The organism is Aestuariicoccus sp. MJ-SS9 (assembly GCF_032586235.1).
In the GTDB taxonomy this organism is placed as follows: Bacteria; Pseudomonadota; Alphaproteobacteria; order Rhodobacterales; family Rhodobacteraceae; genus Aestuariicoccus.
The window spans coordinates 30,143-47,740 of the sequence record NZ_JAWHTD010000002.1; the positions used below are offsets into that span (position 1 = coordinate 30,143).

Here is a 17,598-nt window from a genome sequence, read left to right on the forward strand (position 1 = left end):
TCATTCCTCCTTGAGGGGTCTGGAAAGCAGGGCGCGCATCGCCTCTGGGACGCTGCGCTGGCCGGTGGTCAGCTGCGCCACCTCGGCGCAGATCGGCATGTCGAGGCTGCGGTCTTCGGCGATCCGCGCGACGGCGCGGGCGGTCGCAGCACCTTCGACGGTGGCGGCCGGATCGAAATCCGCGTTTTGGCCCAACGCCAGGCCGAAGCGGTAATTGCGCGACAGATCCGACCCGCAGGTCAGCGCCAGATCGCCAAAGCCCGAGAGGCCCAGCAGGGTGTCCGGCTCTGCGCCGAAGGCATCGGCGAAACGCCGCATCTCGGCAAATCCGCGCGTCATCAGCGCAGCGCGGGCGCTGTCGCCCAGCCCAGAGCCGATGCAGGCCCCGCAGGCGATGGCGATCACGTTCTTAAGCGCGCCGCCCAGCTCCGCCCCTACCGGATCGGCGCTGCGATACAGCCGAAGCGTCGGAGTCGACAGCGCCACTTGCAGCGTCTTGGCCGCTTGCCGGTCGGTCGAAGCCAGCGTCAGGGCCGTGGGCAGGCCGATGGCGATGTCGGCGGCAAAGCTGGGTCCGGTCAGGACGGCGGCGGTCGCGTCGGGATGCGCGCGGGTGATAAGGCCTGTGGGGCCGATGCCGGCCTCCAGGTCGATGCCCTTGCAGCAGGCCACCAGGTGTTGACCCGGGGTCTGTGGCATCTGCGCCAGAAGGCCCGAAAGCTGCTGCATCGGCACTGCCAGCAGCAGGATGTCCGCCGCGCAGGCAACGTTCAGATCGCTGGTGGGCGTGATGCTGTCGGGCAGGCGCACATCGGGCAGGCGCGGGTTGCTGCGGTCGGCGGTCATGGCGGCGGCCTGATCGGGGTTGCGCGCCCACAGGGCGACGGGCGTTCCGCCCCGCGCCAGCGCCACGGCCAGAGCGGTGCCGAAAGCCCCCGCGCCCAGAACAGACAGGCTCATGCCTTGGCCCCTTTCTTGCCCGACCCGACCAGCGGCGCCGCGTTCTGATCCAGCGGCCAGCGCGGGCGCGCCACAAGGGTCATGTCGTCCCGGTGCCCGGCGGCGAAAAGCTCGGCCCCGGCCCAGGCGATCATCGCCGCGTTGTCGGTGCAGAGCGCCAGCGGCGGCGCAACGAAGCGTACGTCATGCTCGGCGCAAAGGTCCTGCATCGCCGCCCGGATCGGCCCGTTGGCGGCCACGCCTCCGGCGATTGCAAAGCCCGGTGTCTTCGGGTTTTCGTCCAGGTAAAGCGCCAGCGCGCGGCGGGTCTTTTCGGCTAGCACGTCGCGCACGGCGGCCTGGAACCCGGCGCAGAGATCGGCGCGGTCCTGCACATGCAGGCCGCCCTGGTCCGCGACCAGCGCGTCGCGCTGGCGCAGCAGCGCGGTCTTCAAACCCGAGAACGACAGATCGCAGCCCGGCCGGTCCAGCAGCGGTCGGGGGAAGCGGAACCGCGCCGGATCGCCGTCCCGCGCCGCCGCCTCGACCGACGGCCCGCCGGGCTGCGGCAGCCCGAGGATGCGCGCGGTCTTGTCGAACGCCTCGCCCGGGGCGTCATCGATGGTGCCGCCGAGGCGGGTGAAATCCTCGGCCCCGCGCACGATCAGGAACTGGCAATGCCCGCCGGACACCAGCAGCATCAGGTAGGGATAGGTCATGTCGTCGGTCAGTCGCGGCGTCAGCGCGTGTCCCGCCAGGTGGTTGACCCCGATCAGCGGCTTGCCCAGCCCGGTGGCCAGCCCCTTGGCCAGCATCACGCCCGACAGCACCCCGCCGATCAGCCCCGGACCGGCGGTCACGGCGATGGCGTCGAGATCGGCCAGTGTCACGCCCGCCTGCGCCAGCGCCTGCTCGACCGCCAGATCCAGCTTCTCGGCATGGGCGCGGGCGGCGATCTCGGGCACCACACCTCCAAAGGCCGCGTGCAGCTCGGTCTGGCCCATGACGACCGAGGCCAGCACCGCGCGCCCGCGCAGGACGGCGGCGGCGGTGTCGTCACAGCTGCTTTCCAGGCCGAGGATGGTGAGAGGCGGGGCCATTTGACTTTCCGTTGCGCCAGTGCAGGCTTGCAGGTACCACCAGAGTATACGCCCCACAATCCCGGAGCGTCGATGGCCCGGCCCGACCCCATTCTGCTGATGACCCGCCCGCAAGCGGCGTCCGAGACCTTTGTGCAGGCGCTGCGTGACGCGGGCGTGACCGGGTTCCGCGCGGTGGTTTCGCCGCTGATGGCGGCGCGCACCAACGGGCGGTTGCCGGACATGGACGGCTTCGGCGGGCTGATCTTCACCTCGGCCAACGGCGTGCACAGCTATGGTGTGCTGGGCGGGCGGACCGATCTGCCCGCGTTCTGCGTCGGGCAGGCGACGGCGCGGGTGGCCGAAGAGATCGGGCTGACGGCGGTGTCCGCCGACGGCGACGCCGATGCGCTGGTGGATATGATCCTGCAACGCCGCCCCAAGGGCCGTCTGCTGCATGTCCGGGGCGCGCATTCCCGCGGCGCCGTGGCGGACCGGCTGCGGGCGTCGGGCCTGGACGCGCAGGAGGTGATCGCCTACGACCAGCCGCTCTTGCCGCTGACCGACGACGCCCGCGCGGCGCTGGACGGCGCGGCTCCGGTCGTGGTGCCGTTGTTTTCGCCCCGCACGGCGCAGCATCTTTCCGCACAAAATTTGGGCAAAGCGCCGATCTATGTCGCCGCGATCAGCCAGACAGTGGCCGACGCGGTCCCCGCGGCCTATGTCACTATGCTGGAAACCGCGGCCGCCCCGAACGCGAACGCGATGCGGGAGGCTGTGAGAAAACTGCTGTCCGCTGCGGCAAAGCTTGAGGACCGGGGTGGTGCGCAGTAAGGTCGATTGTCAGTCGGATTAGACAATCGTTTGAGATTCGGAAGGGTGGATACGTGGCAACACCGGACAAGTCCAAGGAAAATCCAGAGAACGCGACCGACGAAACCGGCGCTGCCCCCGACGAAAAAGAGCTGAACCCAGAGACGATTCCGGACGCTGTTGTCGTTCCGGAGGAGCCCCAGTCAGACGACACGCCAGACGACGCCCCCCAGGAAGAGCCTCAATCTGAGGGCGAATCGGCGGAGGCTGAGACTGGCGAAGACGTGACCTCGCAAGAAGAGGGCGAAGGGGAAGAGGCCACGGCGGAAGAGCCAGGAGAGTCGGAGACATCCGGGACAGAAACGGACGAACCCGCAGAGGCCGCCGACGATACCGGGGCCGCGCAAGACGATCTGACCCAGGACGAGGCCGAGCCGGAGCCGGCCGCCGACACACCCGAACCCGAGCCCGCCGCCCCGAAGGTCGTCGAGCGCGAAACCGTGGTGCGCAAGGGTGGCTTTGCTCCGATGGTTCTGGGCGGTGTGGTCGCGGCGGCGCTGGGCTTTTTCGCCTCGCCTGTGCTCCGCGATAGCCTGCCGTTCCTGGCCCCGCCGCCAGACCCGTTTCAGGACGAAGCGCGCAGCGCACTGGCAGATCAGGCCGGGGCGATCGAAGCGCTGGAAGGCCGGATCGGAGAGGTGTCCGGCGCGGTTGGCGCGATCGACCTCAGCGGGCTGGAGGGATCGGTAGGCGATCTGACGGCGCGGTTCGATGCGGTCGACGGCCGGCTCGCCGAGCTTTCGGATCAGATCGCCGGTTACGGCGACCGCCTGACCGCGCTGGAAAAAGAGCCGATGACCGAGGCCGTTTCGCCCGAGGCCATAGCGGCCTACGAGCGCGAGCTGGACGCGCTCCGCAGCGCCGTCGAAACCCAGCGCGCCGAGATCGAGAATATCGCTGCCGAGGCCGTCGCCGCCGAACAGAGCGCCAGCGCGCAGGCCGGTGTGGCGCAGGCCCGCGCGTCCCTGGCGCAGGTCAGCACTGCGCTGCAAGACGGCGACCCCTTCGGCCCGGCGCTGAACACCCTGACGTCGCAAGGCGTGGCGGTGCCCGATGCGCTCGCCTCGGTCGCGGCGGACGGGGTGCCGACCCTGACCGCGCTTGTCGCCGATTTCCCCGATCTCGCCCGCGACGCGCTGACCGCCGCGCGCAGCGGCGCCGAGGCCGACGGCGGCGGGCTGGGCGCGTTCCTTCAGCGTCAGCTGGGCGCGCGGTCGGTCACCCCGCGCGAAGGCGACGATCCCGACGCCGTGCTGTCACGGGCCGAGGCTGCGGCCAAGGCCGGCGATCTTGGCGGCGCGCTGGACGAACTGGCAAAGCTGCCCGAACCGGCGCAGGCGGTCATGGCCGATTGGATGGGCCGGGCGCAGGCGCGCCGGGCGGCGCTCGAGGCGGCAAGCGGCCTCGCGCAAGAACTGAACCAGGAATAAGGGTCGAACCATGCTTTGGTCGCTGATTAAGATTATCCTTTTCGTGGCGCTGGTTGCGGCGCTGACCCTTGGCGCGGGCTATCTGATGGAAAGCCAGGGCGGTGTGCAGATCACCGTCGCCGGCACCGAATACACGCTTGGTCCCCTGCAATCGGTGATGGCCGCACTGGTGCTGGTGGTCGCGGTCTGGGTGTTCTTCAAGCTGTTTTCGCTGCTGATCGCCATCCTGAAATTCATCAACGGCGACGAGACCGCGATCTCGCGCTACTTCGACCGTAACCGCGAGCGCAAGGGCTTCCAGGCACTGAGCGAAGGGCTGATGGCGCTGGCCTCGGGCGAGGGGCGGCTGGCCATGGCCAAGGCCACCAAGGCCGAGAAATACCTGCACAAGCCCGAGCTGACCGATCTGATCACCGCGCAGGCCGCGGAAATGGTGGGCGACCGCAAGAAGGCCGAAGAGGTCTACAAACGGCTGGTGCAGCGCGACGAGACGCGCTTTGTCGGCGTGCGGGGCCTGATGAAGCAAAAGCTCGAGGCGGGCGATACCGACACCGCGCTGAAGCTGGCCGAGCGGGCGTTCGCCATCCGACCCAAGCACGAGGAAGTCCAGAACACCCTGCTGCAGTTGCAGGCCAAGGAGGCCGACTGGGCCGGTGCCCGCAAGACGCTGGCGGCCAAGCTCAAGCACGGAGCGCTGCCGCGCGACGTCTATCGCCGCCGCGATGCGGTGCTGGCGCTGTCCGAGGCCAAGGACATCTTTGACGAGGGCAAGTCTATCGAGGCGCGCGAGGCGGCCATCGCGGCGAACAAGGCCTCGCCCGACCTGATCCCGGCGGCCTCGCTCGCGGCGCGGTCCTATGTGGCGAACAACCGCCCCAAGAACGCCATTCGTCTTCTCAAGAAGGCATGGGAAGTGCAGCCGCATCCCGACCTCGCCGCCGCCTTTGCCGAGATCGTGCCGGACGAGACCCCGCAGGACCGGCTCAAGCGGTTCCGCCAGTTGACGGCGATCAACCCCGATCACCGCGAAACGCGGCTGCTGCTGGCCGAACTTAACCTCGCCGCCGAGGATTTCCCGGGCGCGCGCCGCGCGATCGGGGACTTGGCCGAACACGACCCGGATTCGCGCGCGCTGACGATCATGGCGGCGATCGAACGGGGCGAGGGCGCGTCCGAACAGGTGGTGCGCGGCTGGCTGGCCAAGGCGCTGACCTCGCCGCGCGGGCCGCAGTGGGTCTGCGACAAGTGCAACAACATCCACGCGGAGTGGACGCCGATCTGCAACAATTGCGGCAGCTTCGACACGCTGTCGTGGAAGAGCCCGCCGCAGAATGAATCCATCCTGCCCGGCGGGGCCGAAATGCTGCCGCTGATCATCGGCGCCATCGAGGACAAGAGCGAAGAGCCCGCCCCGGAACCGGAGGCAGAGGTTCTGACCCCCAATCCGCCCGAGGTGGAAGACGCAGAAACCGTCGACGAGCCCAAGGAAGAGGCGGCCAAGACCGCCTGACCCCGGGCGCGGCCCCGCCTGCGGGGCAAGCGAAGGAAAGACACGCGCATGGCATTTCTGGGCATCGACCTGGGCACCTCTGGCCTGCGCGCCTTACTTGTCGATGACGCGGGTCGGGCGCTTGGGTCGGTCGAGCGGCATTATTCCGTCGCCAACCCTCATCCTGGCTGGTCCGAGCAGGATCCGGCGGAATGGATCGCCGCGCTTGACAGCGCGGTGGCCCAGATGCGCGACACCCTCCCCGCCTTTGCCGATCTGCGCGGGATCGGTGTAGCGGGGCATATGCACGGCGCGACGCTGCTGGATGCCGAGGGGCGCGTTCTGCGCCCCTGCATTCTGTGGAATGACACAAGATCGCAGGCGCAGGCGGCACGGCTCGACGCGGTCGAGGGCGTCCGCGCGCTGTCGGGCAATATCGTCTTTCCCGGCTTCACCGCGCCCAAGCTGGACTGGGTGCGCGAGAACGAGCCCGGCATCTTCGCCCAGGTGGCCAAGGTGCTGCTGCCCGCGGCCTATCTCAACTTTTACCTGACCGGGGCCTACGTGGCCGACATGTCCGACAGCGCGGGCACCTCGTGGCTGGACGTGGGTCGCCGCGACTGGTCGAATGATCTGCTGGCGCAGGGCCACATGCGCCGCGACCAGATGCCGGATCTGGTCGAAGGGTCGGAGGCCGCGGGGCTGCTGCGTGCCGATCTGGGCGCGGCCTGGGGCGTGAAAGGCCCGGTCACGGTGGCGGGCGGCGCGGGCGACAATGCCGCCGCCGCCTGCGGGATCGGCGCGTTGGACGAAGGGCAGGGCTTTGTGTCACTGGGCACCTCGGGGGTGCTGTTGTCGGCACGGGACGGTTATCGCCCTGCGCCGGAAACGGCTGTGCATACCTTTTGCCACGCGGTGCCCGGGCGCTGGTATCAGATGGGCGTGATGCTGTCTGCGACGGACAGCCTGAACTGGCTGGCGCGGATCACCGGGCAGCGTCCGGCCGACCTGACCGCCGATCTGGGCGAGACCCTGCAAGCGCCCGGCACGGTGCGGTTTCTGCCCTATCTCTCGGGCGAGCGGACGCCGCATAACGACGCCGGGATCCGTGGCAGTTTCACCGGCCTCGCCACCGGCACGACCCGGCAGGACATGACACGTGCGGTTCTCGAGGGCGTGTCGTTCGCCATGCGCGACAGCCTCGAGGCGCTGCGGCAGACCGGCGCCCGGATGGAGAGCCTCTTTGCCATCGGTGGCGGAACCGCGTCGCGCTATTGGGTGCGTCTGATGGCGACGGTGCTGGACCTGCCGCTGCATCTGCCTGCGGGCGGTGAGTTCGGCGCGGCGCTGGGCGCGGCCCGGCTGGGCATGGCGGCCACCACCGGGGCAAAGGCCGAAGAGATCATGACCCCGCCTGATATCGCCGAAACGGTCCAGCCCGAGACGACCCTGCGCGCCGATTTCGACACGGCCTATCAACGCTTCCGTGCCGCCTATCCGGCGATCCGGGCCATTCAATAGCGCTCTGCGGGTCAGAGAAAGACGAAATCGTCCAGCCCGAGGTCCCCGGCCGAGACACCTTCCAAAAGAATGCTGTGGCCCTGATATTCGATCAGCGCGCCCTGCGCGGTGCCGGTGATATCCAGGGCCGCGAACTTGCCCGCAAGGCCGGACCCCGGGGCGTTCTCGACCCCGGTCAGCCGCAGGCGGTCGGGTCCATCCTCGAAATCGGTGATGACGTCGGCGTCGCCGTCCCGGAAGGCATTGAAGACGAAGACATCCGCGCCCGCCCCGCCGGACAGGGTATCGTCGCCGTCGCCGCCGTTGAGCGTATCGTTTCCGGCATTGCCTGCGATCATGTCGTTGCGGCCGCCGCCCGCCAGAAAGTCGTTCCCGTCGCCGCCGCTGATGGTGTCGTTCCCCTCGCCGCCGCCGATGGAATCGCTGCCGCCGTCGCCGGAAAGCAGGTCGGAACCGGCCCCGCCGCCGAGGCTGTCGTCGCCCGCTCCGCCGTTCACGGTATCGTCGTGGAACGACGCCCCCAGCGTGTCGGCCCCGTCGCCACCGCTCAGCAGGTCGTTGCCGGGGCCGCCGTTGACCACGTCATCGCCCGCGCCGCCGTCCATGGTATCGTCGTCCTGGCCGCCGCCCATGAAATCGTCGCCCCCGTCGCCGGTCATGCTGTCGTTGCCCGGCCCGCCACCGATAAGGTCGCCCCCGGGTCCGCCCGACACCACGTCGTTTCCGGCAGAGGCCGCGATATTGTCGCTGCCGTCGCCGCCGGACAGCGTGTCGTCGCCATCCTGGCCCAGCAGGGAATCGTTGCCCTCGCCCGACGAAAGCAGATCGTCCCCGTCGCCGCCCTGCACCAGATCGTCGCCCGCGCCGCTGTCGATGGTGTCGTCGCCGCCCTGGCCTGCGATGATATCCCCGGCCTCGGTGCCCTGGATGCTGTCGGGCTCTGCCGTGCCCTCGAACGGATCGGGGGCGTCCGGGTCGACCGCGACCGAGCCCAGCAATTCGGTCAGTTCCTCGGCGCTGCCGGTGAGCACCAGGTCGTTGACCCCGGCAGGCAAGGGGCCCAGTTCGGTCATGCCGCCGGTGCCGGAGTCAATGTGGTAGAGCGCCTGCGGCGTACCGGGCGCATCGGCAGGTCGCCCCGCACCGAAGAGCTGCCCGTCCTCGTTGTAGGCGATGGCGTCCAGCCAGATCGCGCCGTCCAGAAACACCAGATGCTGGTAGGGGGCGGAGTCACTGGGCGGCAGCGCAACATTCAAGAGCCGCTGCCCGACGGCAAAGGTCTCTTGCTCGACGTAGCGCGTCAACGCGGTAAGCGTGCCGCCGTGCGCCGCGGAATCGAGCGGCTGGCCCGGCAGGGCGTAAAAGCCCCGCGAATAGATCACGCTTGGATCGCTGCTGCCGATCAGCGGGTCCGAGGCGACCAGATCGCCGTAGTTCCAATCCGCCATGCCGAGGGGTACGTCGCTCTGCCAGGTGACGCCGTCGAAATCCTCGAGCCCCGGTTCCAGGTCGAGCATCACAAGCGCGCCGGAGATCAGCGTGTTGCCCCCGCCCGGGGTGAACGCATAGGCGCCGGTCAGGGCGACCTCGCCATAGCCCGGCACGTGGTCGAAAGCGTCGGGATCGACGTTCCAGGCATAGTCGCCAAGCCAGAGTTCGCTGCGGACCGGGGCGCCGTCATCCGCATCGGTCGAGATCACGCGCAGGCTGGAACCGCCGCCGTAATACCCGCCGGAATTGATGAAGGACGCAAAACCCTCTCCCGCGCTGGCCAGGTGACCGGCGGCGTCCACTGTCAGATTGTCACCCGTATGGTCGGGGTTCAGCGTGTCGTAGACCGACGAGCTGAGCACCTCGATCAGCCCGACGCTGTCGCCCACCGCAAAGAGGCCTGCCTCGACGTCGAGCGGGATGCTCTCACCGGTGGTCACGAAATCGAGCCTTTCGACACCGTTCAGCAGCACGCTGTTATCGGCATCGATCTCATAGAGAAAGCCGCCGCCGGGGCGCTGGTCGCTCAGCCGGTCGGGATCGAAGGCCGCGCCGTGGATCGCGACGACATCCTCGCCCTCGCCCCCGTTGATGGTGTCGTGGCCAAGGGCAAAGCTGTCGTCGCTGTTGACGTAGACCGTGTCGTCGCCCGCCAAACCGTTGAACGTCATGTCACCCGCCGCGCCGAAGACGGTGTCGGATTCTTCGGTTCCGGTTACGGCGACGCCCGCGACACGGTCGATGGCGGTCTCGAACGCCTCTGACGCGAAATAGCTGGAGGTCTGCGCATTGGCGACGAGCGATGCAAAATCGTAGTCCTGCAGCAGCTGCATCGCCTCGGAGGCATCGGCATAGGCCGCCGCCGTATTGGCCAGATCGATGATGATCGTGGCGATATCGACCAGATCGCCGATCACCGGAACGAGCCCGATTTTCTCCTCGACCGTCAGCGGCCGGAACAGGAAATCGAAGACCGGATTGTCCTCGCCCAGCGACAGATCGAAGGGCACCGATTCCACCATGAAGCTGGCGTAGTTCAGCAAGGTGCCGACCTGCTGCTGCAGAAAGTTCAGATGGGCGAAGTGTTCTTCGATCTGAACGAAGTCCTCGACGGTGACCGGCGTGGGGTCCTCAAGCCCGATGCCCTGGATGTTGTGCAGGCTGGCGATCAGCTCGGCCCGCACCTGCGACAGGGTGCCCGCGGCGTCGCGGGCCGCGGACAGTGCGACATAGGCCGAGTAATCGCCGATGTGGTCTGTCAGCGGCTCTAGCGCGGCGTTCAGTCCGATCACGTTGCCAAGCGCCGCGGCCACGTCTTCCAGAGGCCCCGGCAAGCGGCCGAAGACCGCCTTTAGCGTGGCGCCCCAGGCGACGCCAAAGACAAACTCGCCAAACGGAATGATGTTTTGCGCCGCCTCTTCCAAGGTTTCGGCGTCGAGTTGCTGGGACAGGTAAAGCAGATCGTTGTGGATGGCCTCTTGCACCGCCTCGACATAGGTCAGGCTGAACACCGTGCCTTGCGCTTCGGACAGGTTGGTCTGCAGGTTCGTGCCGCTGCCGATGGAAAACAGATATTCGTAGATCTGCAAAAGCTGCGCGCGGTCTTCCTCTGGCGGCACGATGATCGCGCCGTCGCTGTCTGTGATCGTGATGTCCTGCGGGGCGTCGGGCCGTGTCGGGAAGGCGACGGAATAGACGCCGCTGCCGAGCTCGACGAGGATATTCTGGAAATCCGGTGCCATGGTCTGCCCCTGGTAAATCAATGCGCACGGTCGGCAGTCCAAACTCGGAACACCACGGGACCATTAGTGCGCGGGCACGCTTGTGCGTGATCTCGGGGCTGCATATGCGGTGGAACCTTCGCGCCATCCCTTGGAAGATGAACCGAAGGCGCGGTGACTGGTACTACATCGCGGCATGTGAGCGAGCGGACCCGAAAAGCGACGACGAGATTCTTGCCGCTTTCCAAGCGGAAAACGCTTGAACGGACCGGCCGCTGCGTTTAAACGCACGGGCGGTTCGCCTCAATAGCTCAGCTGGTAGAGCAGGTCCTTCGTAAGGACAAGGTCGGGGGTTCGAGTCCCTCTTGAGGCACCATTCTTAGTCATCATCCATCGTACCACAAAGGGTGCAACGTGCTCCATTGAAGTATGGGTTGCCACAACTTGGGCACAGCATGTGATTTGGGATGTTTGGGCCCGAACGCCCTGCTCCATAACCATAGTGTTGCTTCACTACCCGCAGTGCACCACCACTCACAAGAAACCCAAAACCGAGGTCGAGCGGTTCGCCTCTTAGCGCGTCAGGTCGCTGCGCTTCGTGCCACGCCGCATAGTCTCGTAGAGCGACTTCGAGCCCCTCACGTTTTTCCTGCTTGGCTGTCTTTGCCTCTAGCGCGAGGATGATGGCAGCGATGTTTGTCTCTGGTTGGTGGTCGCTTCTGACCTGCTCGGCACGCTTCTTGGCTTTCGCTGAGCGGTCTACCTTGGACAAAATTTCCAGTCCCACGATGGGCGCATCGTAGGCAATGCCGGACTTTTCAAGTTGCAGCCGCTATGGGATGGTCGCCAGTTTTGAAAAGACTCGATCTAGAAATCTGCCGGAAGCCCCAGCTTCGCAACCAGTGCAGCTAGCTCATTCGGCTTGTCATTTAATCTACCGCTACCACATGCTCAACGTGCATCTCACCGGAGGCGACCGGGCGGCGACACAGCCGCCATGTTCCAGCCATATGGTTTCTCTTTCCGCTGCTGAGAATATCCGTCTGCTCATCGAACCGATTTAGCCGCACCGACTGAATGTGGCCAGCGTGGCGAAAACAAACGTCACACTTCGAACTTGCGATTTCTCGTGACATTCTCGAAAACGAGATTTTCAAAATCGCCTAACATCTTGATTATGTTTTGGAAAAGTGCCGCTTGAGCACTCATTGCGAATGACGTGCTCTACCAGCGGAGCTACGGCGGCGTGCGGGACGCGGGCGTCCCACTGGTCTTCTTCTGCGCCGCGGGTGTGGTGTGCCGCGGCTTTACCGGCGTTCCGTTTAACCGTCCTCTGGCGTCGTGCAAGCATACAAATCAGGTGGCGCGGCACCAAGGAACGGAGTCAGAGATAGTCGTATTTTTCCGGGTCGGAGGTGTGCAGGCTTTTGCCCAGCGTCGCCCAGGCGTCGTATTGCGCCAGGAAGACCTTGCCGTTCAGCTCGTCCAGGAAATGCGACTTGCGCAGGCGGTCCATCACGGGGCCCTTGACCTCGGACAGGTGAAAGCCGATGCCGATCTCTTTCAGGCGGGTGTTGATCGCCTCGAGGCTTTCCAGCGCCGAAAAGTCGATCTCGTTCACCGCCGAGCACATCAGGACCACGTTGCGGGTCTTGCAATCGGTGCTGGTACGGGTCTGGATCAGGTCCTGCAGAAAGCGGGCGTTGACGAAATAGAGGCTTTCGTCGACGCGCAGCATCAGCAGTTCGGGATCGGTTTCGACCCGGTGGCGATTGATGTTGCGAAAGTGCTGGGTGCCGGGGACAAGCCCGACCTCGGCCACGTGGGGCCGCGAGGTCTTGTAGAGGTGCAGCCCGATCGACACCAGAACGCCGGTGGCAACGCCGGTTTCGACGCCAAGCGCCAGGGTCAGCACGATGGTCGCCAGGACGGCGGCGAAGTCGGATCGGGAATATGTCCAGGTCTTTTTCAGGATCGACAGGTCGATCAGGCTGACCACGGCGACGATGATCGTCGCGGCCAGCGTGGCCTTGGGCAGGTAATAGACCAGCGGGGTCAGGCCGATGGCCGCGATGGCCAGCCCGGCGGCGGTATAGACCCCGGCGGCCGGGGTCCGCGCGCCCGCGTCGAAATTGACGACCGAGCGGGAAAAGCCGCCAGTTACGGGAAACCCGCCGGTGAAGGCCGCGCCAAGGTTGGCGGCGCCGAGGCCGATCAGTTCCTGATCCGGGTCGATGCTCTGGCGTTTCTTGGCGGCAAGGGTCTGTGCGACCGACACGGATTCCACGAAACCGATGATCGAGATCATGATCGCCGGCACCGCAAGCTGCCGGATCAGATCGAGGCTGAGCCCGGGCATGGTGAAGGGCGGCAGGCTTTGCGGCACCTCGCCCACGATCTTCACCCCTTGACCGTCCAGCCCGAAAATCCAGACCGACAGCGTGGTGACGACGACCGCGGCCACCGGCCCGGCCTTGGTCGCGACATCGGCCAGTTTCGGCGACAGCCCGGCGTTGCGCAGCAGGGGCTTCAGCCCCTTGCGGACCCAGAAGAGAAAGCCGGTCGCGGCCACGCCGATGATCAGGGTGATCACGCTGATCTGCCCCAGATGCGTCAGCAGCGACCCGGCCATCTCGATCAGCGTATGCCCTTCGGCGGAAATGCCCAGGATGTGCTTGAGCTGGCTGGTGGCGATCAGGATGCCCGAGGCGGTGATGAACCCGGCAATCACCGGATGGCTGAGGAAATTGGCCAGAAAGCCCAGCCGCAACAGCCCCAGCCCCAGCAGGAACGCGCCCGACAGGAAGGCCAGAGTCAAAGCCGCGACCGCATAGCCCGCCGTGCCTTGTTCGGCGACCTGCCCGATGGCCGATGCCGTCAGCAGCGACACCACCGCCACCGGCCCCACTGCCAGCGCACGCGAGGTGCCGAACATCGCGTAAAGCACGATGGGCACGATCGAGGCATAAATCCCCGCCTCGGGCGGCAGGCCCGCTAGCAGGGCGTAGGCCAGCGATTGCGGGATCAGCATGATCGTCACGATCACCGCCGCGGTCAGGTCGTCGGAAAATGCGGAACGGTCGTACTCACGCCCCCATTCCAGGGCGGGTACATAGCGTCTTAGCGCGTTCATCATCGGTCTTCGTCCATTCTTGGTGAATGCGGGCCGGGGCGCGTTCGGGCCCGCATTCGGCAGTCTTGCCCGTGGCCGGGCGGAAAGGTCGGCCTACTTTGCGGCGACCTTGAGGGGTTCGGGCTTGGCCATCCATTCCTTGCCCTTCAGCATCGCCTGCCAATAGATCGGCGGCAGCATCTTTTCCTTCAGGAACCACGCCAGGCGGCTGGGTTTCGTGCCGTCGATCAGGAAGCCGGGGAAGCTGGGTTTCAACGCGCCGCCATAGCCGAACTCGGCCAGCACGATCTTGCCGCGTTCGACGGTCAGCGGACATGAGCCGTAGCCGTCGTATTGCGCCACCGGCGCGCGGCCGCGGATGTCGGCGACGATGTTCTCGGCCACCACGGGCGCCTGTTTGCGGGCGGCGGCCGCGGTCTTGGCGTTGGGCGCGTTCATCACGTCCCCGAGGCTCCAGATATTGTCGTAGGTCTTGTGGCGCAGGGTGCTCTGGTCCACGTCGACCCACCCCGCCGCATCGGCCAGCGGCGACACGCGGATGAAATCCGGCGCGCATTGCGGCGGGCAGACGTGGATCATGTCGAACTCGGTCGTCACGGTCTCGACCTCGGCATCCGGTTTGGCGACCTTGAAGGTGGCGGTTTTCGCCGGGCCGTCGATGGCCACGAGATTGTGGAAGAAGTTCAGCGTGACGCCGTATTTCTCGATGTAGTCCATCAGGGCCGGGACGTAATTCTTGACCCCGAAGAGCACGCCGCCGGCGTTGTTGAACTGGATGTCGATGTTTTTCAGCACGCCGCGCCGATGCCAGGCGTCGGCCGACAGGTACATCGCCTTTTGCGGCGCACCGGCGCATTTGATCGGCATCGGCGGCTGGGTAAAGATCGCGCGCCCCGATTTCAGCTGCTGCACCAGCTGCCAGGTGTAGGGCGCCAGATCGTAGCGGTAGTTCGACGTGACGCCGTTGCGGCCCAGCGTCTCCTCCAGCCCCTCGACCGCGCCCCAGTCGAGCTTGAGCCCCGGTGTCACCACCAGCCGGTCATAGGTCACCACGCGGCAGCCATCCAGAATGACGGCGTTGTTCTTGGGCTCGAAGGCGGCGACGGCGGCCTTGATCCACTTCACGCCGCGCGGGATCAGCGACCCCATGGTCTTGGCGGTCTGCGCGGGCTCGAAGATACCGCCGCCCACCATGGTCCAGCCGGGCTGGTAATAGTGGATGTCGGCAGGGTCGACGATCGCGATGTCGAGCCCGGGCTTGCGGGCATGCAGGCTGGCCGCGACGGCGATACCGCCGGCGCCGCCGCCGACGATCACGACGTCGAACTTGGCGTCGCCCGTATCGGTCGGGGTCTTGCCGCCGTTGGCGATGCGGCGCGCGACACCGTTCATGTCATAGCCCGCCGCCTTGGTGGCGGCGAGGATGTCGGGCATCGCCTTCGTCTTGGCCTGGCTCAGCGACCACAGCGTGGCCGAGCGCGTGCCGGTGCGGCAATAGGCGAAAACCGGTCCCGGCAATTCGCGCAGCGCCTTGCCGAAGGCCTCGGCGTCCTCGTCCTGCACCAGACCGGACTGCACCGGGAGAAAGGCAGTCGCCAGCCCTTCGACCTCGGCGGCGGCGCGGATCTCTTCGAAGCCGGGCTGGTCCGCGCCCTCGCCGTCCGGGCGGTTGCAGATGATGGACCGAAAGCCCTCGGCCTTGATCGCCGCCACATCGGCGGCAGTGATTTGCGGGCCGACGCTGACGTCGGCCGTGATTTTCCGGATGTCCATCATCTTTCCCCTTCGGTTCAAAGCCCGTTCAGCGGCACCTTGAGCATGGGCTTGCCGTCCTTGTCGGTCGGCACTTCGCCCGCGCGCATGTTCACCTGAAGCGACGGGATGATCAGCTTGGGCATCGCCAGCTGCGCATCGCGTTCGGTGCGGAACTTGACGAAGTCTTCCCGGCTCTTGCCGCCGCCCACATGGATGTTGTGGGCCTTTTCGTCGCCGACGGTGGTTTCCCACTGAATGTCGCGGCCGTTGGGGCCGTAATCGTGGCACATGAAAAGACGCATGTCCTCGGGCAGGGTCAGGACCTTCTGGATCGAATCGTAGAGCGTGCCCGCATCGCCACCCGGGAAATCGGCGCGCGCCGATCCGCCGTCGGGCATGAAGAGCGTATCGCCCACAAAGGCCGCATCGCCCATCACATGCACCATGCACGCCGGCGTGTGGCCCGGCGTGTACATCGCAAAGGCCTCCATGTTGCCGATCTTGTAGGTGTCGCCGTCTTCGAACAGGGCGTCGAACTGGCTGCCGTCGCGCTGGAATTCGGTGCCCTCGTTGAACACCTTTCCAAAGGTCTCCTGCACCACCATGATCTTCGAGCCGATGCCGATCTTGCCGCCCAGACGCTCTTGGATATAGGGCGCGGCGCTCAGGTGATCGGCGTGGACGTGGGTTTCGATGATCCACTCCAGCTTGAGATCGTTCTTGCGGATATGGTCGATCAGCGCGTCGGCGTGGTCATAGGTGATCCGCCCGGCGGCATAGTCGATGTCCATGACGCTGTCGACAATCGCACAGGCGTTCGAACTTGGGTCCTTGACGATATAGCTGATCGTGTTCGTCGCCTCGTCGAAGAAGGCTTCGACCTGCGGTTTGATGTCCATGTTGACGGGATAGTCGGTCATTGCGTTTTCCATCTTTCTTGCGTTTCGGTCATCGCATCTGTTTTTCACGGCTGAAACCGGCCCGCTTCACCGGGCCGGCTGCCGATGGTTCGGGCCGGTTCAGGCGCGGCAGGTCCTGATGCCGGCGATGCTGTAGAGCGGGCAGACGCGCACCGCGGCCACCCCCAGCATCACGACGCCCACCGCGGCGGCGATCCATTTCAGCGCACCGGCCTCGACCGCGGGCAGGCCGCTGAAAAAGGCCAGCCAAAGCAGCGCAATCCCCAGCAAGGCCCGGAGGATGCGGTCGATCGTTCCAACATTGGCAGTCATCTGTGGTCTCCTTAAAGCTATAGCGACCCTACAGCTTCGAAGGCGCGTGGTCGGTGACATTGTCACCATCCCGCGAAATTATTTGACTACCCCGCCCGGGCCCCGGTCGAGTCTACAAACTGTCGCGCAGCGCCGTCAGATGCTTGCGGTCGTGCAGCAGGATGCGCCCGCGCTCTTGTTCGATCCAGCCACGGCGTTGAAATTCCTGCAATTGCCGCGAGATGACCTCGCGCGCGGTGCCCAGTTCGGTGGCCAGCTGCTGATGGGTGGCCTTCACCTCGTCACCGTCGCGCGACAGGGTCAGCAGGCGTTCGGCCAGCCGCATGTCGATACGGCCGAATGCGACCTCGTCCACGACGCGGAACAGATCGGTGATTCGCCGCGAATAGGCGGTAAAGACGAAATCGCGGAAGAGCGGCGCCCGGGACACCAGATCGTCGAAGGTGGCGCGGGGGATCGCGACCGCCTTGACGTCGGTCTCGGCGATGCCTTCGGCGGCATAGGCCTCGTGCGCCAGAAGGCAGGCGGTGGTCAGAACGCAACTTTGCCCCGCCTCGACCCGGTAGAGCACGATCTCGCGCCCCTGTTCGGAGGTCTGCGACACCCGCACCGACCCTTCGAGCAGCAAAAGCAGATTGTCGGGGATATGGCCTGGACCAAAGACAACGGTCCCCGCCGGCACAGATACGACCTGGCTGCTGTCAGTCAGCGTTTTCTTTATGTCGTCGGGCAGGCGGCTCAGCCCGGCAAAGCGGTCGATCCATGGGGCCGAACCGCCACGCCCCCGCAGGTGGGCGTTGGTCGCGTGAAGGGTGCCGTCGGTATCGCCGTTGCGTGTCATGCCAACCGGTATAGGCGCAGAAAAGTCATTCACAAAGTGCCGGTTTTTCGGCGTCGTCCCGCCGGATCTTGTGCAATTCCCCGAAATCCCGGAT

13 protein-coding genes and 1 tRNA gene are annotated in these 17,598 nt (G+C 66.2%); 5 read left to right on the forward strand and 9 right to left on the reverse strand.

From position 1 onward, the window contains the following. Together RXV88_RS01910 and tsaD are read right to left on the reverse strand one after the other, a co-directional pair. A complete protein-coding gene (locus RXV88_RS01910; RefSeq protein ID WP_316290207.1) occupies window positions 1–960 on the reverse strand; it encodes an NAD(P)H-dependent glycerol-3-phosphate dehydrogenase in 960 nt (319 codons plus the stop codon). Next, window positions 957–2,039, reverse strand: a complete 1,083-nt coding sequence (gene tsaD, locus RXV88_RS01915) for a tRNA (adenosine(37)-N6)-threonylcarbamoyltransferase complex transferase subunit TsaD (RefSeq protein WP_316290209.1) — start codon at window positions 2,037–2,039, stop codon at window positions 957–959. Before tsaD ends, RXV88_RS01910 begins: the two co-directional genes overlap by 4 nt. 72 nt (window positions 2,040–2,111) lie before the next feature. Here tsaD and RXV88_RS01920 point away from each other — a divergent pair, with 72 nt between their 5' ends. Genes RXV88_RS01920 through xylB form a run of 4 tightly spaced genes read left to right on the forward strand, consistent with a single transcriptional unit; the run spans window position 2,112 to window position 7,331 of the window. Next, window positions 2,112–2,852: a uroporphyrinogen-III synthase gene (locus RXV88_RS01920; RefSeq protein ID WP_316290211.1), complete on the forward strand. Its 741-nt coding sequence runs from the start codon at window positions 2,112–2,114 to the stop codon at window positions 2,850–2,852. 53 nt (window positions 2,853–2,905) lie between these two features. Continuing rightward, on the forward strand, window positions 2,906–4,321 hold the full coding sequence (locus tag RXV88_RS01925) for a hypothetical protein (RefSeq protein WP_316290213.1): 1,416 nt from the start codon (window positions 2,906–2,908) through the stop codon (window positions 4,319–4,321). 10 nt (window positions 4,322–4,331) lie between these two features. Next, window positions 4,332–5,831 (forward strand): heme biosynthesis protein HemY, encoded by a 1,500-nt coding sequence (locus RXV88_RS01930; RefSeq protein WP_316290215.1) that lies wholly within the window; start codon window positions 4,332–4,334, stop codon window positions 5,829–5,831. 48 nt (window positions 5,832–5,879) lie between these two features. Then, entirely contained in the window at window positions 5,880–7,331 is a 1,452-nt protein-coding gene (gene xylB, locus RXV88_RS01935; protein WP_316290216.1) for a xylulokinase, read from the forward strand. A gap of 11 nt (window positions 7,332–7,342) precedes the next feature. Here the strand turns inward: xylB and RXV88_RS01940 are convergent, their stop codons facing one another. Beyond that, the gene (locus RXV88_RS01940) at window positions 7,343–10,564 is read right to left on the reverse strand and encodes a calcium-binding protein (RefSeq protein ID WP_316290218.1); all 3,222 of its coding nucleotides are present in this window, start codon (window positions 10,562–10,564) and stop codon (window positions 7,343–7,345) included. Between the two features lie 279 nt (window positions 10,565–10,843). On the opposite strand from RXV88_RS01940, the gene RXV88_RS01945 reads away from it, so the two are divergent. Then, window positions 10,844–10,919, forward strand: a tRNA-Thr gene (locus RXV88_RS01945). 3 nt (window positions 10,920–10,922) lie between these two features. Here the strand turns inward: RXV88_RS01945 and RXV88_RS01950 are convergent. The 6 genes from RXV88_RS01950 to RXV88_RS01975 all read right to left on the reverse strand — a co-directional run bounded on the left by RXV88_RS01950 (window position 10,923) and on the right by RXV88_RS01975 (window position 17,504). Next, the gene (locus RXV88_RS01950; RefSeq protein ID WP_316290219.1) at window positions 10,923–11,330 is read right to left on the reverse strand and encodes a hypothetical protein; all 408 of its coding nucleotides are present in this window, start codon (window positions 11,328–11,330) and stop codon (window positions 10,923–10,925) included. 597 nt (window positions 11,331–11,927) lie between these two features. Next, window positions 11,928–13,676, reverse strand: a complete 1,749-nt coding sequence (locus tag RXV88_RS01955; protein WP_316290221.1) for a sulfate permease — start codon at window positions 13,674–13,676, stop codon at window positions 11,928–11,930. A gap of 93 nt (window positions 13,677–13,769) precedes the next feature. Beyond that, window positions 13,770–15,449 carry a TIGR01244 family sulfur transferase gene (locus RXV88_RS01960; protein WP_316290224.1) on the reverse strand — a complete coding sequence of 560 codons (1,680 nt, stop codon included), beginning with the start codon at window positions 15,447–15,449 and terminating at the stop codon, window positions 13,770–13,772. Between the two features lie 17 nt (window positions 15,450–15,466). Further along, window positions 15,467–16,351: an MBL fold metallo-hydrolase gene (locus RXV88_RS01965; RefSeq protein WP_316290226.1), complete on the reverse strand. Its 885-nt coding sequence runs from the start codon at window positions 16,349–16,351 to the stop codon at window positions 15,467–15,469. A gap of 99 nt (window positions 16,352–16,450) precedes the next feature. Continuing rightward, the gene (locus tag RXV88_RS01970) at window positions 16,451–16,663 is read right to left on the reverse strand and encodes a DUF2892 domain-containing protein (protein WP_316290227.1); all 213 of its coding nucleotides are present in this window, start codon (window positions 16,661–16,663) and stop codon (window positions 16,451–16,453) included. Window positions 16,664–16,775: 112 nt separating this feature from the next. Continuing rightward, window positions 16,776–17,504 (reverse strand): Crp/Fnr family transcriptional regulator, encoded by a 729-nt coding sequence (locus RXV88_RS01975; protein ID WP_316290229.1) that lies wholly within the window; start codon window positions 17,502–17,504, stop codon window positions 16,776–16,778. Window positions 17,505–17,598: the final 94 nt, after the last annotated feature.